This is a genomic window from Alteromonas hispanica (assembly GCF_010500915.1).
Taxonomy (GTDB): Bacteria; Pseudomonadota; Gammaproteobacteria; order Enterobacterales; family Alteromonadaceae; genus Alteromonas; species Alteromonas hispanica.
The window spans coordinates 109,731-133,596 of the sequence record NZ_JAAAWP010000003.1 but is presented as its reverse complement, the minus strand read 5'-3'; the positions used below and the strand labels follow the sequence as shown (position 1 = coordinate 133,596).

Annotated in this window: 22 protein-coding genes and 1 tRNA gene; 14 read left to right on the top strand and 9 right to left on the bottom strand. The window is 44.0% G+C overall.

Annotated elements, in window-relative coordinates:
* Positions 1–75 precede the first annotated feature (75 nt).
* Positions 76–783 (bottom strand): dihydromonapterin reductase, encoded by a 708-nt coding sequence (gene folM, locus GTW09_RS06125; protein WP_163110881.1) that lies wholly within the window; start codon positions 781–783, stop codon positions 76–78.
* Between the two features lie 162 nt (positions 784–945).
* Here folM and folE point away from each other — a divergent pair, with 162 nt between their 5' ends.
* Positions 946–1,632, top strand: a complete 687-nt coding sequence (gene folE, locus GTW09_RS06120) for a GTP cyclohydrolase I FolE (protein ID WP_071980836.1) — start codon at positions 946–948, stop codon at positions 1,630–1,632.
* Positions 1,633–1,747: 115 nt separating this feature from the next.
* Here folE and GTW09_RS06115 read toward each other — a convergent pair whose 3' ends face one another.
* A complete protein-coding gene (locus GTW09_RS06115; RefSeq protein WP_163110879.1) occupies positions 1,748–1,987 on the bottom strand; it encodes a hypothetical protein in 240 nt (79 codons plus the stop codon).
* A gap of 416 nt (positions 1,988–2,403) precedes the next feature.
* Positions 2,404–4,356 carry an alpha-amylase family glycosyl hydrolase gene (locus tag GTW09_RS06110; RefSeq protein WP_163110877.1) on the bottom strand — a complete coding sequence of 651 codons (1,953 nt, stop codon included), beginning with the start codon at positions 4,354–4,356 and terminating at the stop codon, positions 2,404–2,406.
* A gap of 293 nt (positions 4,357–4,649) precedes the next feature.
* Here GTW09_RS06110 and GTW09_RS06105 point away from each other — a divergent pair, with 293 nt between their 5' ends.
* Positions 4,650–5,870: an MFS transporter gene (locus GTW09_RS06105; RefSeq protein WP_163110875.1), complete on the top strand. Its 1,221-nt coding sequence runs from the start codon at positions 4,650–4,652 to the stop codon at positions 5,868–5,870.
* Between the two features lie 171 nt (positions 5,871–6,041).
* On the opposite strand, the gene gloA2 is transcribed toward GTW09_RS06105, so the two are convergent.
* Both gloA2 and GTW09_RS06095 read right to left on the bottom strand, forming a co-directional pair.
* Positions 6,042–6,425, bottom strand: coding sequence for an SMU1112c/YaeR family gloxylase I-like metalloprotein (gloA2, locus tag GTW09_RS06100; protein WP_163110873.1), 384 nt, complete (start codon positions 6,423–6,425; stop codon positions 6,042–6,044).
* A 79-nt stretch (positions 6,426–6,504) separates the two neighbouring features.
* On the bottom strand, positions 6,505–7,455 hold the full coding sequence (locus GTW09_RS06095) for an aldo/keto reductase (RefSeq protein WP_163110871.1): 951 nt from the start codon (positions 7,453–7,455) through the stop codon (positions 6,505–6,507).
* 228 nt (positions 7,456–7,683) lie between these two features.
* Here GTW09_RS06095 and GTW09_RS06090 point away from each other — a divergent pair, with 228 nt between their 5' ends.
* The 5 genes from GTW09_RS06090 (at position 7,684) to GTW09_RS06070 (ending at position 12,030) form a co-directional block, all read left to right on the top strand.
* Positions 7,684–8,217: a lipocalin family protein gene (locus tag GTW09_RS06090; protein WP_100973051.1), complete on the top strand. Its 534-nt coding sequence runs from the start codon at positions 7,684–7,686 to the stop codon at positions 8,215–8,217.
* A gap of 195 nt (positions 8,218–8,412) precedes the next feature.
* Positions 8,413–8,973 (top strand): PhnA domain-containing protein, encoded by a 561-nt coding sequence (locus GTW09_RS06085; RefSeq protein ID WP_163111405.1) that lies wholly within the window; start codon positions 8,413–8,415, stop codon positions 8,971–8,973.
* Between the two features lie 89 nt (positions 8,974–9,062).
* A complete protein-coding gene (gene pyrC / locus GTW09_RS06080; RefSeq protein ID WP_163110869.1) occupies positions 9,063–10,112 on the top strand; it encodes a dihydroorotase in 1,050 nt (349 codons plus the stop codon).
* 40 nt (positions 10,113–10,152) lie between these two features.
* The gene (gene dbpA, locus GTW09_RS06075) at positions 10,153–11,532 is read left to right on the top strand and encodes an ATP-dependent RNA helicase DbpA (protein WP_100973050.1); all 1,380 of its coding nucleotides are present in this window, start codon (positions 10,153–10,155) and stop codon (positions 11,530–11,532) included.
* A gap of 63 nt (positions 11,533–11,595) precedes the next feature.
* Positions 11,596–12,030, top strand: a complete 435-nt coding sequence (locus GTW09_RS06070; RefSeq protein ID WP_163110867.1) for an ACT domain-containing protein — start codon at positions 11,596–11,598, stop codon at positions 12,028–12,030.
* 77 nt (positions 12,031–12,107) lie between these two features.
* Here GTW09_RS06070 and GTW09_RS06065 read toward each other — a convergent pair whose 3' ends face one another.
* Complete coding sequence (locus GTW09_RS06065) at positions 12,108–14,165, bottom strand: M13 family metallopeptidase (protein ID WP_163110865.1); 2,058 nt, start codon at positions 14,163–14,165, stop codon at positions 12,108–12,110.
* 352 nt (positions 14,166–14,517) lie between these two features.
* On the opposite strand from GTW09_RS06065, the gene GTW09_RS06060 reads away from it, so the two are divergent.
* A complete protein-coding gene (locus tag GTW09_RS06060) occupies positions 14,518–15,144 on the top strand; it encodes an RraA family protein (RefSeq protein WP_163110863.1) in 627 nt (208 codons plus the stop codon).
* A gap of 12 nt (positions 15,145–15,156) precedes the next feature.
* Here the strand turns inward: GTW09_RS06060 and GTW09_RS06055 are convergent, their stop codons facing one another.
* The 3 genes from GTW09_RS06055 to GTW09_RS06045 form a co-directional block, all read right to left on the bottom strand.
* On the bottom strand, positions 15,157–15,492 hold the full coding sequence (locus GTW09_RS06055; RefSeq protein ID WP_239059296.1) for a gamma-glutamylcyclotransferase family protein: 336 nt from the start codon (positions 15,490–15,492) through the stop codon (positions 15,157–15,159).
* Between the two features lie 175 nt (positions 15,493–15,667).
* Complete coding sequence (locus GTW09_RS06050; protein ID WP_198521016.1) at positions 15,668–16,108, bottom strand: hypothetical protein; 441 nt, start codon at positions 16,106–16,108, stop codon at positions 15,668–15,670.
* Positions 16,109–16,171: 63 nt separating this feature from the next.
* Complete coding sequence (locus GTW09_RS06045; RefSeq protein WP_163110861.1) at positions 16,172–18,655, bottom strand: carbohydrate binding family 9 domain-containing protein; 2,484 nt, start codon at positions 18,653–18,655, stop codon at positions 16,172–16,174.
* Between the two features lie 280 nt (positions 18,656–18,935).
* Between GTW09_RS06045 and GTW09_RS06040 the strand changes: the two genes are divergently transcribed.
* The 6 genes from GTW09_RS06040 (at position 18,936) to GTW09_RS06015 (ending at position 23,738) form a co-directional block, all read left to right on the top strand.
* Complete coding sequence (locus GTW09_RS06040) at positions 18,936–20,777, top strand: ABC transporter ATP-binding protein (protein ID WP_163110859.1); 1,842 nt, start codon at positions 18,936–18,938, stop codon at positions 20,775–20,777.
* Between the two features lie 169 nt (positions 20,778–20,946).
* Positions 20,947–21,023, top strand: a tRNA-Trp gene (locus GTW09_RS06035).
* A 57-nt stretch (positions 21,024–21,080) separates the two neighbouring features.
* Positions 21,081–21,458: a preprotein translocase subunit SecE gene (secE, locus tag GTW09_RS06030; protein WP_071980823.1), complete on the top strand. Its 378-nt coding sequence runs from the start codon at positions 21,081–21,083 to the stop codon at positions 21,456–21,458.
* Between the two features lie 4 nt (positions 21,459–21,462).
* Entirely contained in the window at positions 21,463–22,011 is a 549-nt protein-coding gene (gene nusG / locus GTW09_RS06025) for a transcription termination/antitermination protein NusG (RefSeq protein ID WP_071980822.1), read from the top strand.
* Positions 22,012–22,267: 256 nt separating this feature from the next.
* Positions 22,268–22,738, top strand: a complete 471-nt coding sequence (locus GTW09_RS06020; protein WP_275407079.1) for a methanogen output domain 1-containing protein — start codon at positions 22,268–22,270, stop codon at positions 22,736–22,738.
* On the top strand, positions 22,728–23,738 hold the full coding sequence (locus GTW09_RS06015) for a GGDEF domain-containing protein (protein ID WP_163110855.1): 1,011 nt from the start codon (positions 22,728–22,730) through the stop codon (positions 23,736–23,738). Before GTW09_RS06020 ends, GTW09_RS06015 begins: the two co-directional genes overlap by 11 nt.
* The last annotated feature ends 128 nt before the right edge of the window (positions 23,739–23,866 follow it).

The following is a 23,866-nucleotide window of genomic DNA, read 5'->3' as shown; positions in this document are numbered from 1 at the left end:
GCACACATTCCTACCAATACTCTCATTGATATATTTCACCGGCGGTCGGCGTGTAGAGCAAGAATCTGGACTTTGCTATTTTAGGTTTCTTCCGCCGTTTAAATGCAACGTCTGACCAGTGATGTACTCACTGTTCAACAAGTAATGCATTGCTTTTACCGCTTCTTCGGCGCCGGGCACGGTTTCAAGCAACGATTTCTTTAATGCCTTTTCTTTGTATGCATCATCATCGCCTTCATTAAACATCAATAACGCGGGGGCAATGCTGTTTACCTTCACTTTTGGGGCAAGCTTTTTGGCAAAAGAAAGCGTTAGATTTTGCAGCGCAGCTTTACTCGCCGCGTAGGCTATGTGCTTTTCACTGCCGGTATCTTGCACGTAATCGGTCATATGAATAATGTCGCTAAAACCACCCTGCATTGATAACGATTGCGATAGCGCTAAATTGATTCGGTAAGGGGCTAGAGCGTGTACATTCATCATGCGGTTGAATAGATCATGCTTGTTGTCGTGGTCTTTTTCTTGGGCCCAGTCTGAGGCATTATGAATAATCGCGCGGTAGCTCTCACTAACCGCCTTAATATCATCAATTGCTCGATCAATACCCGTCTCAGTGCTAAAATCGGCATGTAAGACGATAGCGCCTTTATCTTTGAGCGTTGAGATAGTGGGTCGCAGCGTTCTGTAGGTTACGACAACGGTATACCCTTCTTCTAGCAAGCTGTCTGCCATTGCTAACCCCAGTCGTTGACTGGCACCTGTAATTAAAATGGGTGATATCAAGGTGTTTCCTAATATGTTGAAATTAAAGTGATATAACGATTGTGAGACAATCTCATGTTGTAAGGCAATGACATTAAAAAAAAGTCATTTTACTGCCTAATCGATCTCTAACGCATTGATGTGCGTAAAAGTTCAAAAAAGAAGTCAAATACGGATAATCCAATGTTAGCAAAAGAAGCGGTAATTGTGCGCGATGCACTAGACCCCTCACTATCTGATTCAGCGAGACGTGTACGAGAAGTTCTAGAGACTAAAGGGCTAGAGACGCCTATGGTTTCTAATAATCTTAGTGATGAACAAAAGCGTACGCGGATTGAAAGTGCGATGCGAGACATCATGGAAACGCTTGGCCTAGATTTAGAGGACGACAGTTTATGTGATACGCCAAAGCGCATTGCCAAAATGTACGTCAATGAGATTTTCGGTGGCTTAGACTACAGGAAGTTTCCTAAGATTACTGCGATCGAAAATAAAATGCAGATTGACCAGCCTGTTCAGGTCTCAGATATCAGTTTGACCAGTACATGTGAACATCATTTTGTGACGATTGATGGAACGGCTACGGTGTCTTACATCCCTAACGACACTGTTATTGGATTGTCTAAAATTAATCGCTTAGTGAGCTTTTTTGCGCAGCGCCCGCAAGTCCAGGAACGCTTAACTCAGCAGGTGCTGGTGGCTATTCAAACGCTTGCGAGAACAGACGATGTGGCGGTGTCGATTAATGCAACTCATTATTGCGTTAAGGCACGAGGAATAAAAGACACTAACTCGTACACTAAAACATCGGCACTAGGCGGAAAGTTTCTTACCGATAGCGAGTTGAGACGGGATTTCTTTGCTAATTAATTTAAGTGCCTAACTAAGACAACACAAAAAACCGCCTGTATCATTCACTACTAGGCGGTTTTTTTAATTTTAGCTTCTCAGATTTTTGCAGCGCAGATTGTACTTATCAATTTTACTATCTGTAGCGATTGTCCGATTCTACTGCATCAATAACAAGATTCACTCTGCCGCCAATACCGTCTGCTGGTGTAAGACTTAAATGCTTCTTACAGCCAACGCAAGCGTCAAATTGTTCGATATACATTTCTTTAAGTATACCAATTTGGCAGGTGTTTATTGCCCCGCAATGGGGACACATATATTCAAGACTGCTTTCGCCGTGCATCTTAATTTCCTTCTCCATAATGATATCCATATTTCACGCCATTCCCACATTTGCCGTGATTTCCTATTTAACTCCTATTAAAGTACTAGTGCCTCTAAGCTAGCCAGCAAACCTCACTATTTTAAAAAACGCTACACCGCTCATTCGGTTATTTTAATAAGCCGGCTTTATACTAAAGTATAGCGTGAATGCGTCTTTTTTCCTGAAAAAATAGTAAAAAAGCTAAATACTTGCTGGAAATATAATTTTCAATTATTTACGACGAGTTTTTGATTGTTTCGATATTAGAAGCAACGCGATTTATGCGCTAATTTAACATGAATGCTAGACCAGCGTTTCACCGGTCTAGCACGTTGTTTTGTTGAGGAGTTCTGCGCCTCACCTCTTGCTTTTGACGCTGGTATCAAAAGAAGCCAAAGAAGCCAAACACATTTTTTCAGTATGTATTAGGCGCCCTTAATCCATAGTTGCTGGAATGGACGCAGTGTAATTACAGATTCGTCGCCTTTGAAGTGCATGTTAGAAAGTAAATCTTCACCCGGATTGCGGCCAAGCGTTGTTAATATTTCGCCATCTACCTGTTGAGGGTATTCACTGAAGTTGCTCAACACTAGTAGCTTTTCACCGTGTTCGTTTTCTCTTAAAAAAGCAAAACAATGTTGGTTGCTTGCCTCTAAGATGAAGGTTTTTGCCTTTCCAAAAACAGCATTGTTCTTGCGTATTTCTAACATACGCTGAAGGCCGTTAAAGACGTTAACGCTTGCTTCTTCTTGCTGACTTAGCTCACGATTAACTTCTCCCATTGCGAGGGAAATATCTTCTGGCGTAACGGCAATTCTATTTACCCAGCGGTCATCGTGTTGTTTGGTTTCATCATCGCGATAGCTGTAGTCGTTAAGTTTGGCAATTTCGTCGCTAGAATAGAGAAGCGGGATACCACCGATGCTAAAAGTTATGCCGTAAAGTAGCAACATACGACTTACAGCCTCTTCAACACCTTTGCTATCGCCATTTTGTAGTGCGCTTTCAAGGCCACACAGCGATGCAAGTGAACCACAGACTCGACAGTCTCCGTTTGACGGGTTTTCCGCAAAGGGAACGCCGTTGGCGAAACTGCCTTCAAAACGACCTGTAAAGAATTGATTCAAGAAGAAGCGATGGTCGTGCCCATTAATGCCAAGCTCTTGCGCTACGTTATCGTCAAACGTCCAACCAATATCGTCGTGGCAACGCACATAGTTAACCCAAGTGCAGTCGTCTGCGATAGGAAAGCTTTTCTGCATAGAGCGAGTTAATAATCGGGTTTTTCTGGTAGCCAAGCTATTCCATAACAGCGCCATAAGTAACGGGTTGTAAGATAGCTTACATTCTTCGCTACCAATGTACTTATTTACTTCATCTGGGTGAACAATAGCCTCAGACTTGAAGACAACCGCAGGAGCAGCAATTTCTAAGCAGCAGGTAAAAGCTTGAATTAATACGTGGGCTTTTTCCTGATTTTCACAGTTTGTGCCCATTTCCTTCCAAATAAATGCCAGAGCGTCGAGACGAAGCGCGGCTGACCCGATATTAGCGAGGAATAACATTTCAGAAGTTATGGCATTAAACACTTCAGGGTTACTGTAGTTTAAATCCCATTGAAAGCTATTAAACGTGGTCCAAACCCATTTTTGCATTTGCTCATTGAACGTAAAGCTGCCGCGGCGAACTTGAGGAAATATCTCTCGTAAGGTTTGCTCGTATTGGTCAGGAATAGTTCTGTCATCGTACATGTAATAGTAATTCTGATACTGCCTTTCACCTTCTAACGCAGCTTTTGCCCATCTGTGCTCATCAGAAGTATGATTAAATACAAAATCTAGAACTAAGTTTATGCCTTCCTTAAGTAGCGCGTCTGCAAGCTTTTCAAGATCTTCCGTGGTACCAAGAATAGGATTTACCTTACGGTAATCAGAAACTGCGTATCCACCGTCGCTGTCGCCAGCCGGTGCGTCGTATAGAGGCATAAGGTGAAGGTAGGTGACCCCAAGAGCCTTGTAGTAAGGAATTCGCTTGTGTAAATCGTTAAGGGTTGGGCCCATTAAGTCTACATAGCAAGCTAAACCCACCTGATTCTCGTCGCGGTACCACAGCGGTGATTTGAGACGATTTTCATCAAGTTTTTTAAGCGCCGGCTTTCTTTTCTTAATGCCATCTCTTAACGTTTCTACCAGTTTTTGTAAATGGTAATAGCAGTCATACTGGTGGCCGTAAACGTAAGTATACTTTTCAAAAAGCGACGGGAAATGCGCTTCTAGACGTTTGGTAAATAGTGTTGCGTCTTTCTTCGTCAAACCTGACAAATCGGTTGATTCCAAGATGCGGTCTAGACAAACATTCACGTCAGCAGCATAGCTCATAGGTGGCTCCAATATGTTACGCAATTACGACTGTTCTGTTGCGTTTAACTAAAGATAATGATTAACGAGTTTACAGCGATTTTAAATTCTGTTAACTTTTATCTTAAACGATTAAGTTATTTTATCAAATAAACTTGTGTATGTATTCGTCAAAAAGTCTATTACTAATATATGAAAATGGCGGTATAACATGAGTAGGCTTAATTATAGGCGTTAATAGCGGTATTTTTGCGAGACTTACTATGTCCAATCAGGATCCAAATAGCAGAATCATAAGATGGTTAACTTACCTCATGTTTATGATGTTCGCCATGACATCAGACTCTGTAGGTGAAATTATTAAAGAAGTTAAGGTGGCGTTTTCTGTCACTAATGCACAAGCAAGTCTTATGCACTCACTTCCCATGTTGGGCATAGCACTCTCAGGTCTTTTTCTAGGCTTTTTAGCTGATAAAATAGGTCGTAAACCTACCATTATTATGGGGTTAGGTATATTTGGCGTTGCGTGTTATAGCTTTTTAATTGCCGACGATTTCATGCTGATAGTGAGTTTAATGAGTTTGTCGGGTGTTGCCGTTGGTGTATTTAAAACAGGCGCTCTTGCTCTTATTGGTGATATATCGTCGTCGACCAAACAGCACACATCTACCATGAATGGTGCAGAGGCTTTCTTTGGTGTTGGCGCTATTATCGGCCCTTTAATTGTTGCGTATCTTATTCATCAAGGTGTTGCGTGGCAGTGGCTATACGTGATTGCAGGTGGTGTATGTACGGTACTTATCGTTGGTGCATTGTTCGTGAAATATCCGAACTATACACGTGAGCAAGGTGACGAAGTAAAAAAAGTCTCTGTTATCCAAAGTTTGTCGTTGGTAAAAAACCCATACGCGCTTGGTTTTTCTATAGGTGCGTTTTTGTACGTTGCGGCAGAAAGCGCGATTTATGTTTGGATGCCAAGTTACTTAGTGTGTGACGCCTCTACATTGAGAGCAACATACGATTGTTACACCCAAGGTTTTAGTCAAACATTGGCCATCTACTCTGTCACTGCGTTCTTTATTCTGCGTGCAGCAGGTCGCTTTGTTGGAATTTGGATGATGTCTCACTTTAACTGGGCGTTAGTACTTATGCTGTTCAGTGGAGCTATCGTACTTTGTTTTGGCCTTGGCTTGATGGGAGGCAAACAGGTTGCGCTCTATCTATTCCCACTAACGGGTATTTTCATGTCGGTTATTTACCCCACATTTAATTCTAAAGGTATTAGCTGTTTTCCCAAAAATCAGCACGGCAGTGTCGCGGGGGTAATATTATTTTTCACTGCTGCGGGAGCCGCCGCTGGGCCGTTTATAATGGGTCTGGTTAGCGACGCCAATGGTGGAGATGCAAAATACGGGTTTATGGTAGCAACAGCATTTGCCGCTATTTTGTTTGTTGGTATGGTGTATAACTTTGTTAAAAACCCAACGCAAAAGCGATTAGCTGAAATAGAAGCGTCTGAATACAGTAACTCCTAATTGTAGAAGCTTGTACTTAGTGACATGAGCTTTAAAAAACATAGGCGCCAAATGATGATTTGGCGCCTTTTTTATCTACTACAAAACTACTTAAGCCTTGATTGATAAGACCTATTGAAACCTCGGCTCAATCCCGACTAAAAGCCCGACTATAAAAATATCTATTTAAATCTATAGTTCATAAAGCTCTAGCGGTAATTCATCAGGGTCTTGGAAGAACGTAAAGCGTTTGCCGGTATATTCATCTACACGAACAGGTTCACACTCAACTCCACTTTCCGCTAATTTTTTTATCGTTGAATCTAAATTATTCACCTTAAAGGCTAAATGTCTCAATCCCTGCGCCTCAGGCCGAGAGGGGCGAGTTGGCGCACTGGGAAACGAAAACAGCTCTATTTGGCTACCATCGGGAAGCGCGAGGTCGCATTTGTACGAGTCTCTGGCGTCTCGATAATTCTCAGCGATTATCTTAAAACCTAAAACTTTGGTATAGAAATGTTTTGAACGTGGGTAGTCGCTACAAATAATAGCGACATGATGAAACCCATTCAGCATAGCAGTATCCTTTGTCTAGTGCTTTTGTGTGCCGTTAAGTGTGCTTCGGTATTGTAAAAGCACGCGTTATGAGCCCGCGTTAGGGAACTTCCTGTCCTCGTGCGGCTTCAACAAGGGCGTACCAGTGTTCGCGAGATAAAGAAATGCTTTCAGCTTCTTTACACGCCTCTAATCGTGAGAGGTTAGTTGTGCCCAGCACAGGCTGTATATTGGCTGGGTGTCTCATTAACCAGCCAAGCACAATCGCTTCTGGCGTGGTTTGGTATTCACTGGCTAAACGCTTCACTAACTCTGCAGTATTCCTATCTGCTTCACTAGATGTTGCTGCACCTGTATAACGACCCTGCGCGATACTACCCCAAGCCTGAAGCTGAACGTTGTTTAACATGCAATGCTCGAGTGTGCCCGCAGCATAGCCAATGTTTCTATTTGCCACACTGTTAGTGGTAATACCGTCTTCTAACCAATCTCTAAAGCCCAAGCTCATTTCCAGCTGGTTAGCAACGATGGGGGTTGAGAGTGCTGATTGTAAAAAAGCAATTTGGTGTCCGTGCATATTCGACACGCCAACGTGCTTTATCTTACCTTGCTGCTGTAACTGGGCTAAGCAGTTGGCCACTTCATGCAGTTCCATTAAAGGGTCTGGGCGATGAAGTAGCAGTACGTCTAGTTGCTCTATGTTTAATCGCGATAGAATTCCCTCAACAGAGGCGTTTATCCAATTGGCTGAAAAGTCGTAACGTTTTGGGCCTAATTCATCTTCAAAGCGTATGGCACACTTAGACTGAATAGTCATCTGCTCTCTAAGTGATGGATTTGCTTTTAACACCTGACCAAACACGCTTTCGGCTTTTCCGAAAGTATAAATATCGGCGTGATCAAACACATTAATGTTAAGCTCTAGAGCCTTGTTGATGATGGCGTGAGTGTTGCTGACATCGCCAGACGTTACCGGGTTGTTGTTCCAGCCTCCGCCAAGCCCCATACAGCCATAGACCATTCTGCTGGCATTAGGAAAGTAGGTTTGCATTGCTTTATCCAAAAAAGTTTATGTAAAAAATCATCTAAAAAGGATGATAAGTAGCTGTCTAAAAGAACAAGCTAAAGACATGTTCCTCAAACTACGGGAACGTATTGAATGATGATATTGTAAGATACAATAACGCCGATACTCGCTTAATAAAAGCGGTGTATGGATGAATGCGGTGATAGATACGACACCTAACACTATGAATACGTATGAACTAAGGAATTTACCATGCGCTTAAGTTTACGATGGCCTTTACTTGTTATTATTGTTGCTTTGCTTGCAAGTTGTACGAGCGTGCCGGACGGTGTGAAACCCGTACAGGGGTTTGAACTTCAGCGGTATCTCGGTCAATGGTATGAGCTTGCGCGATACGATCATAGTTTTGAAGAGGGGTTAACTCAGGTGACTGCCACATACTCTATGCGAGATGATGGCGGCGTTAAAGTCGTGAACAAGGGCTACGCCTCTGACACCGGAAAGTGGGAAGAAGCAGAAGGAACAGCGTATTTCGTAGACGAAGCTACTACAGCACACCTTAAAGTCTCATTTTTTGGGCCGTTCTACGCAAGTTATGTAGTGATGAAGCTCGACAAAGCCAATTATCAGTATGCACTGGTAACAGGTCCTGATAGAGACTACTTGTGGCTACTCGCAAGAACTAAAACGCTGCCAGACAATGTGTTAGCCGAGTTAATGTCGTTTGCAGAAAACGCGGGTTACGACACTGAAAAACTGATCTGGGTCGACCAAAACAGCCAATAGACGGCGCTGTTTTACCAATAGTATTACCTTACATGACAAAGCTGCGATAACACGTCGAAAATGTAAATGTCGGGTAGTCAGTGTTATTGGCTGACGAAAAATACTTATAGTTGTAGCGAAAAGCCTTACTTCGTTGCTGGCATCATAGTCATCAAAATATGCTATCATTGCACACAATTTATTTTTGAGATCTAAATTGTGCTTCAAGACGCCGTAATAGCAAGAGCAAACAATGCCTGTGAACTGTGTAATTCTACCTCTGAAACCGAAGTTTACATGGTGCCCGAATCACCAGATGAAACTGCCGGAAGCGCTATCTTTACCTGTGGTACCTGCCGCTCAAAATTTGAAGGTGAAGAGAGCTTAGATCCTCTTCACTGGCGCTGTCTCAATGACGCAATGTGGTCGCCAACTCAAGCGGTACAGGTGGTTGCTTATAGAATGCTGTCTCGTTTAAGTAGTGAAACGTGGGCGCAAGATGCATTAGACATGATGTACCTAGATGACGATGCGAGAACCTGGGCTGAAGCAGGGCTCATTGAGCGAGATGCAACGCTAGATTGCAATGGAACGGCCCTTCAGACCGGCGATAATGTGCATTTAGTGAAAGACTTAAATGTGAAAGGTGCAGGCTTTACCGCTAAGCGCGGTACACCCGTGAGGGGAATAAGCCTCTGTGATAACCCTTTGCACATTGAAGGTAAAGTAAATGGCACGCGCATTGTTATTATCGCGGCATATACCAAGAAATCTTAGTCCACCGACACTTGCTGTAACGCTAAACGTTACAGAATACGTTGGGCAACAGAATACAAAACCGTTTTTAAGTAATGAGAGAATTAGGCATGCAAACGTTAACTATTACCACTCCTGATGATTGGCATCTGCACTTTCGTGATAATGAAATGCTGGAAGAAACCGTTCCTGCGACAGCGCGTTGCTTTCAACGTGCCATTGTCATGCCTAATTTAGTGCCCCCGGTTGTCAATGCCTCAATGGCGATGGAGTACAAAGCGCGTATTGAAGCCGCTCGTCCAAAAGGCAGTACCTTCGAGCCGCTAATGACATTGTTTTTAACCAATGAAACATCGCCGCAAGATATTATAGACGCGAAAAAAGCAGGTGTTACAGCGTGTAAACTCTATCCTGCGGGAGCAACAACAAACTCAGATGCTGCCGTAAAGGGCATTGAGGCGCTTTACCCAGTTTTTGAAGCCATGCAAGAGCAGGGGCTTTTACTCCTTATTCACGGCGAAGTTACCGAAAGCCACATTGATATCTTCGATCGCGAAAAAGTGTTTATCGACACACATTTATCGCGTATCACTGCGGCCTTTCCAGAATTAAAAGTGGTGTTTGAGCATATCACTACAGCCGATGCCGCTGAGTTTGTCGCGCAGGCTAACGAGTTCGTTGCGGCAACAATTACCCCTCAGCACTTGTTGCTCAACCGAAATGACTTATTGGTAGGTGGTGTACGCCCTCATAATTACTGCTTGCCAGTACTGAAACGCAATACGCACCAAAAAGCATTGCGAGAAATGGTAGCCAGTGGCAACAAGAAGTTTTTTCTAGGTACCGATTCAGCGCCGCACGCAAAACACAAAAAAGAAAATGCATGTGGTTGTGCGGGATGTTACAGCGCATGGTCTGCCATTGAGCTATACGCAGAGGTCTTCGAACAATTAGGTGTGCTCGATAAGTTAGAAGGGTTTGCCAGTCATTACGGACCAGATTTTTATGGTTTGCCTCGAAACACAACCAAAATGACTTTAGTGAAAGAAAACTGGGATGTGCCGGAGCAGGTAACTCTTGCAGATGGTACTGACATGGTGCCTTTTTACGCCGGACAAACGCTACAGTGGAAGCTGAAGACAGCTTTCCAAGCAATATAACGCACTAGCAAGTGCTTGAATTTCCCCATTGGATAGAAAAATGACAGTTGAAACAATTAAAGACCTTGATATAAACCCGGCAGTTGTAAAAGCGCTTGACGCTCAAGGCATCCATCAATTGTCGCCTATTCAGGCGCAGTCTTTGCCGAGCGCGTTACAGGGAAGGGATATTATAGGTCAGGCGCAAACTGGCAGTGGCAAAACGCTGTGTTTCGTTATTCCTATTTTAGAAAGTATTGATGTTAACGACTTCAACACTCAAGCACTTATACTTTGTCCTACCCGTGAACTTGCCGACCAGGTTGCGGAGCAATTTAGACAAGCGGCAAAACAAATTGGCAACATAAAAGTCACTACACTGTGCGGTGGAAAGCCCATGGGGCCGCAAATTCAGTCATTAAAGCATAGCCCACACATTATTGTTGGTACGCCAGGGCGTATTATGGATCATGTTGAAAAGCGCAGAATTACGTTGAAAAACGTGCGTTTTCGCGTGTTAGACGAAGCAGACAGAATGCTGGATATGGGGTTTGAAGACGACCTGCGCATTATCTTTTCGCCCATGTCATCAAAAGTACAAACACTGTTATTTTCTGCCACCTTTACTGAGCAAATTGAGCGAGTAGCGAATCAGTATTTACGTGACCCAGTATCTTGCAAAGTTGAATCTCAAGATAACAAGCCGGCTATAACCCAATTGGGTTATAACGTTCTTCCCCACACTCGTATTCAGGCGTTAAAAGCGGTGTTAACAGACTACCAGCCCAAAAACGCCATAGTGTTTTGTAACCGAAAAATACAAGTGGCTGAAGTAGTAGAAGAGCTTGTTGAAGAAGGATTTAGTGCGGCGGGCCTAAAAGGCGACATGGAACAGCATGAACGCACAGCCGTACTTATGCAGTTTGCCAGCGACGCATTACAGGTTCTCGTTGCTACCGACGTAGCGGCTCGCGGGCTAGATATCGACGATATTGCCTGTGTAATTAATTACACTGTAAGCGAAGAGCCCGAGGTTCATATTCATCGAATTGGTCGCACGGCAAGAGCTGGCGCAAAAGGTATAGCAATAACTCTGGTGAGTGAAGACGAAGAACACTTCTTAAGAAAAATAGAGGTGTTGCAAGAAGAGGATATTCCGCTTAAAGGTGCCCAGAGCTTGCGCTTTCATAAAAACAAAATTACGCAGCCTGAGTTTACCTGTCTCTCGCTAAGTGCGGGTAAAAAGCAAAAGCTTCGCCCTGGCGATCTTGTTGGAGCCTTAACCAAAGATGCCGGCATTCCCTTTGAAGATGTGGGTAAAATTGCGGTGCAAAACAGCGCAAGTTTTGTGGCGGTAAAACAGCGCAGCGTTAAGCGAGCCATGACACAGTTTCGCGAAGGTAAAATAAAAGGTAAGCGCATTCGAGCGAAAAAGCTTTAATCTATCTCATGGCCTAAGTAAGGTCGTAACAATCATGCTCGCAATAGCACGAGGCAAATGAACATGTCAGCGGAAAAAGAACTCGCTTTGCTTCTTAAAAACTTGTCGCCTGTGGTGAGCGAAGAAGATTATGTTTTTGTATCTTTGCCTGAGGCACAGTTTTCGCCTGATGAAGCGTTTAGCAATTCAGTTGTTTCTACATTGCTGACTAACGCAAAGGGCGTGTTTCGAGAAAGCGAAGGTATGACGCTAATTTTAGATCGCGAGTTGGCGCAGCAGCATGGGTTAAAAGGCGAGGGGCCGTTTAAGTGTATTACCTGCGAAGTACATTCAAGCCTTGATGCGGTAGGCATGACAGCGGCGGTGAGTGCAGCGCTGAGCAACGCCGGTATAAGTGCCAACGTAGTGGCGGCTTTTCATCATGATCATATATTTGTTCAGTCTGCGAAAGCGCAACGCGCCAGCAACGTCTTGAAGGCGCTTTCGGACAGGTCTTAAACTGCTTACCCAAATAATAAAGGCTCCTGAATAAATTATCAGGAGCCCTTTTTTAGGCGCTAAGGGTTTTTAGAGCATTACCAAATTTTTACGCGATTTTCTGGTGCCAAATACAGCGCATCGTCTTCGGTAACGTTGAAGGCTTTATAAAACGCGGGCACGTTTCTAACTGCGCCATTAGTGCGGAATTTGGCCGGTGAATGAGTGTCCGTTTGCACTTGGCTACGCAACGCCTCATCGCGATACTTACCAGCCCATACTTGCCCGTAGCCTAAAAATACTCGCTGATCGCCGGTAAAGCCGTCAAGCACAGGCGCTTCTTTACCGTCTAACGACAATTGGTAGGCTTTCAGCGCAATGCTAATACCACCTAAATCACCAATGTTTTCACCAAGTGTGTATTCTCCATTAACGTGTAAATCTGGCAGCACTTCAAACGCATCATATTGTGCTATAAGATTGGCGGTGCGGGCATCAAACTCAGAGCGATCTTTATCTGTCCACCAGTTGCGCAGCACACCGTCGCCATCAAATGTAGAGCCTGCGTCATCAAAACCATGTCCAATTTCATGACCAATTACCGCGCCAATACCTCCGTAATTAACGGCGTCCTCAGCATTCATATCAAAGAACGGCGGCTGAAGTATGGCGGCTGGAAATACGATTTCGTTAAGCGGTGGATTGTAATAAGCGTTTACAGTTTGTGGTGTCATACCCCATTCGTGCGTCCACACTGGGCCACCTTGTTTTTTCAGCATCTCTGCATACAAAACATCAGACGAGCGCTTTAAGTTACCGAACAAATCGCCAGCATCTACAGTCAGCGCTGAATAGTCTTTCCACTGGTCTGGGTAACCAATTTTAACCGTGAACTTCGATAATTTATCTAACGCTTCTTTACGGGTTTCATCTGTCATCCACTCAAGCTCTTCAATACTACTCTTATAAGCAAGCAGCAGGTTGTTCACCATCTCCATCATGCGCTCTTTGGCCTCAGGCGGAAAATGTTGTTTCACGTAAACTTTGCCAATAAGTTCGCCCACATGCGCATTTGATAAATCTACAGCGCGACGCCACTGTGGTTGCTGCTCTTCAACGCCTCGAAGTGTTTTGCTATAAAAATTAAAGTTGGCTTGGTCTAATTCCGTGGTCAACCTGCTCGCCGATGCGTTTAACAGGCCCCATTGAAGGAATGTTTTCCAGTCTTCAATAGCGGTTTGATGAATAACGGCATCAATATTTTGCATGAAGTCTTTTTGCAACACACCCAACTCGTTTAAATCTGTCATACCAGTGCTTTGAATGTATGCGTCCCAGTCGAAGTTGGGCATTAACGCACGGAGCTCATCAATAGTGAGTTTGTTGTAGTTGGCAGCGAAATTACGCGCCTGCTCTTTTTTCATATGCAGGTTTGCAATACGGGTTTCTAGCTCAAACAACATTTTTGCGCTAGCTTCAGGCGCATCAAAGTCGGCTAGCTCAAACATGGTTTGAATATGTTTTACGTAGGCATCGCGTATTTCTTGAGAGGTTTCGTCCTCTTTAAAATAGTATTCTCGTTCTGGAAGTCCAATACCAGACTGCCATGTATACATTAGGTATTCTTGTGGAGATTTCAGGTCTGAAAATTGGGCAAGGCTGAACGGAGTGCCATAACCATAGCGGGCTGCATAAGCAAAGTAGGCGGCCAAGTCGGAATAGTTTTCGATATCTGCTATTTTTGCTAACTCAGGCTCAAGTGGTGTAATACCCAACGCGTCGCGGGTATCTGTATCCATATAGGCGCGATAAAAGTCACCCACTTTCTGTTCGTCACTTCCGGCTTTAAAGTCGCCCTCTGCCGACGATTTTATAATATCCATAACATGATCTTGTGCCTCATCACGCAAGATCACAAAAGACCCGTAGCTGGATTTGTCTGCCGGTATTTCAAAGGTGTCCAGCCACTTGCCGTTGACATACTGAAAAAAGTCATTGCCGGGTTTAACGCTTAAGTCCATGTTCTCTTGAATGATTCCGGAAGATAAAGCTTCTTTTTTCACTTCCGCAGCTACACCTGCCTCAGGCACTGTGGTTTGCGGGCTGCACGCTACTAATGCTAATGCAACGCTCAGGCTTACTATGTTACGCAACATGGAAATATATATCCTTTTATCGAACGGCAGCACAATCTTTGATGTTGAGGGTAGTTATACAAGATGGTCTGTCGGAGTTTATATTATGCGATTGCTTTTTGTTCTCAAGGTCGCTATGCGCTTTACATTGATTGCTAAAAAGCTCGCAGACCTTTACGTTTTAGCATGCAGTGCCCTTTAGAAAAAGCGTTTATAGTGAAAATACACAGCTTGTAACAACTTGTTGCTCTGCCTTTGATATAGTGAAAATCTACTGATGAATTTCAGAGTGAATGAAAAAGAGAGTTTTGCTTATATACGGTATTGAAATCAGTACAGTAAATTAAACCCATGTAAATGCTAAGGACCCGCAATGTCGCTTTCTACCCCCTCACTTTTTGCCTCAGTGTCGCCCTGCGAGTATGCCGATGCACTTCCTCGAGAGCAGTTTATGGACTACGCCATCAAACCTTTATGGCAGGGTATTGGGCGTATTGCGGGGCCTGCATTTACAGTAAAATGTGCTCCGGGTGATCATTTAATGCTGCACGCTGCAATATATCGAGCGAATCCAGGTGATATCATTGTGGTAGAGGCTGATGATAAGTACGCAGTGGCGGGCGGAAATGTATGCGCAATTGCACAGCAGCGGGGTATAACTGGCTTTGTCATTGATGGGGTAATTCGAGACATTGCCGAAACGCGGGAAAATAAATTTCCCGTCTTTGGCCGAGGCGTCACCCCTAAGCCAGGGGCGAAAAAATGTATAGCTCCTCTTAATCAGCCTATTTTATGCGGAGGGGTTACTGTGAATGCAGGCGACATCATCGTGGCAGACGAAGAGGGCATTGCCGTCATTCCACGTTCTGAAGCAGAGAGCGCGTTTAAAATCGCCAAAGCCCGAGCAGATAAAGATGCCTCAATGACATTGTCTCAATGGCAAGAACAGCATAGTGAAAAGGTAGAGTCTACTCTTGCCAAGCTGGGCTTTACAGACTAATGAAACGCAGCATCATTTGTGTTCAGATTGCGTAAGTTCATAAATAAAGGTTTCAACTAACTCTCCGGTTTCAAGTTGTGCGGATGTTATGACGCGGCGATACCCTTCGCCTTCAAAATCGTCAAGCATATCCCAATGTTCCGCAAGCTCTGAGGAGTTAAATACCTGACCGTGAACTTCTTCGCCCTCTTTATCCAAGACTATGCCAGGGAACCCTAGTTCCGCGCCCCAGCCACTAGAGAAAAGGTGACCTTTTACCATCGCTTTTCTCCACGTTCCATTGACATCTTTCAGCACATGCTCGTTAGGTTTGCCAGGCGCCAATGTGCCATAAATAAATAGATTCATAATTACTCCAACTCCACTTAAAACAATTTCACTCAAACCTAGCCGAGTGCAATTCATTAATCATATAGAACCAATGATTTTGGGTAAAAGGAATTGTGTACGAGTATAAAAAGTTGCTTGCTCATCAGTTTTACAAATGGGAGCTGTCTGGTTGTTTTTGGTTATGCCTGATTGCTTATAGATGATTGTCTATAGCTGACCGCTGCTGCCAAGAGCCTACAGCAAACAGACTGCCGATAAACAAACAAATACCAGAACTGACTAGCCAAAACGTCAGGCTGTTTTCTGGGAACATTGGCATTAAGCCAACAAAAGACACGCCGCGAATTATCAATATACCCGCAATAAGTATCAGCGCTAATTTAGTAAACGGTAAGCGCAAGATGACTCCTGCGCCTGAAAGAGCATACACCGACCAGACTAAAAGGATGAAAACGATAACGGATGTCACAATGGTTGGATACCAAAGCCCTTGCTCTGCCATTCTAGCCATCTGCTCGCCAGCACCAAAGAAACGATACCAATCGCCGCCGAAAACAATGCAGCCAAGATGTGCTAGTGCCGCAGCAAAGCAACATATTGCCGCTGCTATGAGATACTTATTGGTAGAGTGCATCATTCCTCCTTGAATGCTAAAGCCTTTGATGAAACGGCGGTAAACAAAGACCCACTATTTCAATTAATAGAGCCAAGCATAGCTAAATTTCATGAAAACAGCTTGCTCTGTGCGAAAAAGCCCTGGCGTATTATCGTCGGCAAATGCTGAGTCACCGTAACCGATAAACAGTCGCGATAACGGGTTGATCATGTATGAGTAAATCAACTGAGTTCCCATACTGCGTTCTCGAGCGTCCACATCAACAAGATAGTTATTGGTGTTGCGTCTAATGTCAGAGTAAATGAGCGCCAGTCGAATATACTGCTTCGCACTGAATTGATAACTTATTCTAAAATCTGAGAGGTTGGCGGTAAATAGCATCTCATCGTTCACATTAATACGATTGTATTCATGATTTACCGAGGCTTCTAAATGCTCTCCAATATTGAGGCTTATCTGTGGCTCTAATAGTACTTGCTCACCCAAACGATTGTTACGCAGATCAATTCTATCACCAACGCGAATAAAGTTTTCAAAGTAGAGCGTTCTATTGGGGCGTGCCTCAAAATAAAATGAGAACTGTTCTTCAGTGAAGCGCGTTGTATTGCCGTCAATAGCTAAGCTTGCACCATTTTGGCGTAGCCCTACTTGATCTCGCTTTACCCACTGAAAATTAAAGTAAGACTGATAGGCCGCATTGAGTTCTACTTGTGCCTGAACTTCTCTCTCAATAAGTTCGCCGTTATCGTTGTGCGTGATATCCCAGTCACCACCCAACTCGAATCGGTTCCACCAAGCGTTATCCTTCCACCATACCAGACCACCACCGAGTACCGTTTTGTGTCTGTCTACATTACTTTCAAACCCTAAATCTGCTCTAAAATCTGACTGAGTACTTTTCCTATTTGCAATGACATACCATTCTCTTTCTTCATGGCGATAGTCTATTTGATAAGTGCTGCCAGAAAATGCGTCATTTTTGTTGGTTCTTAACGTGGTCTCTGTAATATCCTCTTCATTCTCGCAACTGCCGCGACAAAACTGCGACGAAAGAGCATCTGGATATTGTGTATCTGAACGCAATGCCTGAACCCGCAAAGTATCGCTAGGCGTAATTTGATAGCGCATGTCTACACCGGTAACAAGGTTGTGATAGTCATCGGCATGCCTGCCTGTAAAAATCGTGCCGAACGACAAGGTATCTGACACATCGAATCGATAGCGTGCGGCAAGGTTGGTACTGCCTTGGTCAAGTTGTGCGACACTGGAGCCCAAATTGCCCGGCACTAAAAAAGTGGTGGTTTCATCGTTAGCCACTAGCAAGCCAAACGTGTGGTCGTTTAACCTGCCGGTGAGTTTACTGCCAATATCTGGTGCACCGATATTTCTCGTGTAAACCAGGTCGTATTGGGTACTGAAAAAGTCTGCGTTTTCTACAAAGAAGGGACGTTGTTCAGGAAAGAACAGTGCAAATGGGTTGTTGATGCCAAGCTGGCCCGCATCAGCTTCTACCTGCGAAAAGTCTGGGTTTATGGTTGCTTGTAGCAGCATATCAGAGGTCATTCCCCAATTGATATCTACGCCAACCTCTTGGTTGTTACCATACTCCCAGTTTTGAGGACTTGCTGGCGTTCGGCTACGTGCTGCCCCCGTTACACCATAAGGCGTTATTGAAAGATTTTTTCCTTGCTTCGCTTTGCTGAAGCCCTTCATGTTGCCCATTTGACATAAACTGCACGCATTATCTCGGTCAACGGGACGATTTGATATGCGAAGGTTGTTGTCACGCGGATAAAAGCGCACAAACTCCGCGCGCCATTGTTTCGGCCCATCAGCATCTAAAAAGTTCATAATGCGAAACGGCAGTGCAATCTCAACCGTGTAACCTTTATTAGTAATCTTGGCTTCAGAATCCCAAATTGCGTTCCAGCTTGCGCTTTCACTACGAGTCATTTGATTTTCTATAGAATCAATTTGAATGCCGTGAGGATTAACAAAAAACTGATAGGAGAGGCGACTGTCGCCAAAGGTATCAAGTTTAATGCCCACTAAGTCATTATCCCATACGCTATCGCGGTCGCGAAAAAGTGCCCGAATTTCCGACGGATCATTATCGAAGGCTGTGAAGCCGATATAGATGGTGTCGCCGTTTTCAAATATTCGCGCAACGGTTTCAACGGGAGGCGTGGTATTTTCAAATGGCCGCGTAACCACGTTAAGCGTAACTTCCTGAGCGTGCTGCCACGCAGCGTCGTCGAGAACCCCGTCTAGTGTCACCGTATCTGAAAGGTAGGGCACTACAATGGTTTCTGAATCTGAATCTGAATCCTCGCTCATCAACTCATCAGGTTGTGCGTTCTTGGTGGTAACAATTGCCTCGGGGAGAGGCTCATTTGGGCGCTCTTGCTTCTCATCCTGTGGGGTGAAAATGTTGCCGTTTGAATTATCTCGGGCTTTAGCATTCGCATTAGTAATTAGGCAAAGAGATACTAAAACTATCGAGCCAAAACGTCGCAGTAAAGAGTTGTGAGCGCGCACAATTGTGCGGCATTTAGCTATGTCCATATTTAAAAGGTGGTCTTTTTTATCGTTATAATTTTTATCGCAGAAGTATGAAGGATTAGCGCAAATGTCAAAAGAATGTTAATCGTATTTTAATGGGCACTGAACGAAACCCGATTTTATATAAAAAAGGTCTGTATTACTTGATATTCATTGGTTTATTGACAAGGAGTTAATCAATTGAATGAACATATCGTGTAGAATAGCGTACTCACTTCAACAAAAATTGTAACGCTACGCTGTTGCAAGCAGTCGGCGGCTTAATAACACAAAGAGTTTCTGCATGTTTTCTTTTTTTGAAAAGCTCACTCAGCCTTTTCCTGACACACCACCCACACAACCGCCAAAGGGTTTAGTTGCGTTTTGTAAGTATTATACCCAAGGAATGTGGCACATCATTCTAACTGTATCAGTACTTAGCGCCATAGTTGCCATGCTTGAAGTCGCGCTATTTGGCTTTTTGGGCCAGCTTGTTGATTGGTTTTCAGAACAAAGTCGAGAGACCTTTCTAGAAGAGCAAAAACTAACGCTCATTGGTATGGGCATTACCGTTCTTGTTCTAATTCCGGGCTTTATTTTGCTGCGCTCTTTTTTCTCCCGTCAGTCGTTAATGGGCAATTATCCCATGCGTATACGCTGGCAGGCTCACCGTTACTTGTTGGGTCAAAGCTTAACGTTTTTTCACAACGAGTTTGCTGGGCGAGTGGCTACCAAGGTTATGCAAACAGCGCTTTCGGTAAGAGAAACCGTCACTAAAATGCTCGACTTGCTGGTGTATATCAGCGTGTATTTTATCTCTATGGTGGTACTGGTATTTAGTACTGACTGGCGTTTAGCACTACCACTAGTGGTCTGGTTCTTCGTATACGTTGGCATATTGCGAGTGTTAGTGCCAAAGCTCAAAGCCGTGTCGCAGAAGCAAGCAGATGCACGCTCGTTAATGACAGGGCGTATAGTAGATAGCTACACCAACATAACTACTGTAAAGCTATTTTCGCATAGTAGACGAGAAGCCGATTACGCAAAAGAGAGCATGGACGGTTTCCTAAAAACTGTTTACCCGCAAATGCGGCTTGTTACGGTGCTCGAGTTTTGTGTCGAGATGGCCAACGCTATTCTTATCTTCACTATTGGTGCTCTGTCCGTCTATTTATGGATGGAGAATATTGCATCGCCAGGTGATATCGCCATTGCGGTGAGTTTGTGTTTGCGCTTAAACGGCATGTCTCACTGGATCATGTGGGAGGTGTCTGGGCTATTTGAAAATTTAGGCACAGTGCAAGATGGCATGAATACCCTCGCGCAACCTGTCGCTGTAAAAGATAAGCCACAAGCAAATGCGCTATCCGTTGGTGGTGGTAACATTCACTTCGATAAAGTGAATTTCTCTTACTCGGGCGCAAATAACAAACCCATCGATGTTTTTAATAACTTGGAACTTGCCATTAAACCCGGTGAAAAGGTTGGGCTGGTGGGGCGCTCTGGTGCGGGCAAATCTACACTGGTCAATCTCCTTATGCGCTTTTATGACACGCAAAGTGGACGCATCACCATCGATGAGCAGGATATTACTGAAGTTGAGCAAGAAAAGTTGCGCGCTAAAATAAGCATGGTTACGCAAGACACTTCGCTTATGCATCGTTCGGTTAGAGACAACATTCTATATGGTCGTACAGATGCCAGTGAAGCTGAAATGATCAACGCAGCTAAACAGGCAGAGGCGCACGATTTTATTTTAACACTTACCGATAATCAGGGGCGCACAGGTTACGATGCCCACGTGGGAGAACGGGGAATAAAATTATCTGGTGGGCAACGTCAGCGAATCGCTATTGCACGGGTGCTGCTAAAAGATGCACCTGTGCTGATTCTGGATGAAGCCACATCTGCACTAGATTCAGAAGTAGAAGCCGCCATTCAAGCATGTCTAGACAAAGTGATGGAAGGGAAGACCGTATTAGCGATAGCGCATCGCCTTTCTACTATTGCGCAAATGGACAGGTTATTGGTGCTTGATAAGGGTCAAATAGTCGAGCAGGGCACTCACAGTGAGTTAATCGCTCACAATGGCATTTATGCGAAGTTATGGGCGCATCAAACCGGTGGCTTCATTGGCGTTGAATGAGCAGTGTAAAATCTGCCTTCAAAGCTAAATGAGAAAAGAATAAAGCGCTTGTATCTTGAAAGTGGTTAAGTATAATACGCGTCCCTCCCTTGCGATACCGCACTTTCCAACGAAAAGACGCACAAATCACAAGGGCAGTGTAAGTAAAATTTAAGAGTGAAAACGCCACAGGGGTGTAGTTCGAATTGGTAGAACAGCGGTCTCCAAAACCGATGGTTGGGGGTTCGAGTCCCTCCACCCCTGCCAGATTATTAACTTGCGCGTGTACGCAAGAAAACGACGCTGTAGTGCTAGGATCGTGACATGAGCGAAAAGACGGAAAATCAGTCCAACGGGTTGGACATGTTTAAATGGGTAGTGGTTTTTGCCCTACTTGCAGGGTTGGTAACCGCCAACACAGTTTACGGTGAAATTTCGGTATTATATCGCGCCATAACAGCGGTAGTGGTTGCTGTGATTGCAGGTTTTATCGCTGCATCTACTCATAAAGGCAGCGCATTTCTAAGCTTTGCCAAAGAGTCGCGCACTGAAGTACGCAAGGTTGTTTGGCCTACACGTCAAGAAGCAAACCAAACGACACTTATCGTTTTGGCAGCAACCTTGGTTATGGCACTTATATTATGGGGACTAGACGGGATTATCGTACGTGTAGTTGGCTTTATTACTGGAATTGGAGCATAAGCGTATGTCTGAAGAAGAAATTAAAAAGAGATGGTACGTAGTACAAGCATATTCTCAGTATGAAGCTCGCGTCAAGAAAACGCTTCTTGAATACATCAAAATGCACAATATGGAAGAGCATTTCGGTCAAATTCTAGTACCCACCGAAGAAGTTGTAGAAATGCGCGCAGGTCAAAAGCGCAAATCAGAGCGTAAGTTCTACCCTGGCTACGTGCTGGTAGAAATGGCAATGAACGAAGAGTCATGGCACTTAGTGAAAAGTGTTCCTCGCGTTCTTGGTTTTATTGGTGGAACGTCTGATAGACCAATGCCAATTACCCAAAAAGAAGCCGACGCCATTTTAAATCGCCTTGAAGAGTCGGTTGACAAGCCTAAGCCTAAGACATTGTTTGAGCCAGGTGAAGTCGTTCGCGTTACCGACGGACCTTTTGCCGACTTTAACGGTGTGGTTGAAGAAGTTGACTATGAAAAGAGCCGCGTAAAAGTATCGGTTCTTATATTCGGTCGTTCAACACCAGTAGACTTAGAGTTTGGTCAAGTAGAAAAAGGCTAAATTGTAGATATTTTGAAAAGCCCGCATGAGCGGGCTTTTTTGTACCTGTAAATTAAATCCCAAGCTCTTTTTTGTCGTCTGCTGTCATAAAAATCTCCCTATTCCTTATACTTAAAGTTAATTTATTTGCAGATGTGAAGAGATTCGTCTACAACTAAAGTATAATATTTGGTCAAAGGTTAGGGCTATCGATACTTTAGAGCAGCGCATTGCATGCAAACAAATAGATATCGACGTTGCGTCGTTCTATCAGACCATGTTACTCGAACTCGAAAAGCTAATGGAAGATGTCATTGGCACTGAAGAGTCGAAGGGTTTCGTGGGAATTGTTGCCGACCATGTAGGCGCTATGTTTCATGAAAAATACAAATCCCAATTGGGCAGTGACATGGCTTCACCTGAAGTTATCGCTCATGTACTTGTCGATCTGAAACGTCGTATTGGTGGCCAATTCAGTATTTCCAGTATCTCACCCGAGTCAATAATTCTAAAAAATTATAAATGTCCATTCGGCACCAATGTGGTTGGTAAAACACCCTTGTGTAATATGACGGCAAATGTGTTTGGTAAAATTGCAGCCACTGAAAGTGGTTATGCCGCTGTCGAATTAAACAAAACAATTGCGAATGGTGATGGGCATTGTCATGTTGTTGTGCATCTAAGGCCACTGAAAGAACGTCGCGATATTACCCATGAATATTTTGGAGTGAGCTCTAATGGGTATTGAAAAACTCAGTGTAGCATCCATGCTCGCCGGTATTAGAGAAGCCGCGGTTATTACGTGCCTTGATGGCAATATTATTCACTATAATAATCAAATGAAGCGTCGTCTCCCTAATATCGATAATGCCAAGATAATTACTGAGGTTTTTTCGCTTGCATCAAAAACTTTCAATGTTTCTTGCTTCAAGGAGTTTAGCAGTATTGTGAAACGCCGCTCGGGGCTATTTCCAATACGCCTTAAATTTAACGATACGAGATTGAATGATACCTCTACCATACCCGCTTACGTATCAGTGCTTATGGACGCGGAAAATAATGAGCCAGCCGCACTTATCTACAAATTAGACGAGCATATTGTGCGTTTTAATAACCGGTTGCGACAACTACAGGATGCAAAACGAGCTCATGCAAAGATAGCAAGAGAAGCAAAATTAAAAGCGTCAATGGATTCGTTAACGGGTTTAAAAAACAGACGTTTCGTGCAGTCCTTTTTAGAAATGCAGTGGAAAGCATACACATCAAAAGGTGAAGACACAGTTTTGATCATTTTTGATATAGACTACTTCAAGCAGATAAACGACACTTACGGTCATGCTGCGGGCGATGAGGCGATTAAAGCTTTTGGCAAGTGTTTGCATTCGCAGACAAGACCTTCGGATGTGGTAAGTCGGTGGGGAGGTGAAGAGTTTGTTGTAGTTTTAGCGAATTGTTCCTCTACTCAAGCGCGCTTGTATCTCGAGCGGGTAATGACAAGCATTCGTCAGCTTCGCATAAAGTACAAAAATGTAGTTAACGAGCAGAGATTGATTTCTATGACTGCTAGCGCAGGGTATTGCCCGTTTTCGCAGGCATCTAGCGTGCAAGAGGCTTTTTCACAGGCCGACCGTGCTCTCTATGAGGCCAAATCTGAAGGAAGAGACCAATACAGAAGAGCATGTCCTGATATTGCGATGAGCGAGTTAACCTCTGCATTCCCTAATTCACGCAGCCAGTTACTGAATTAGCTCTGGGGTCTTTGTTTTAACTAAAGCACTGATTTAACCATGCCATTACTATAAATGCATTGCTGTCGGTGTTCCATAACCTACCATATTACTTAATATTTTAGCTGTTACAGTACCTTTTTACCTGA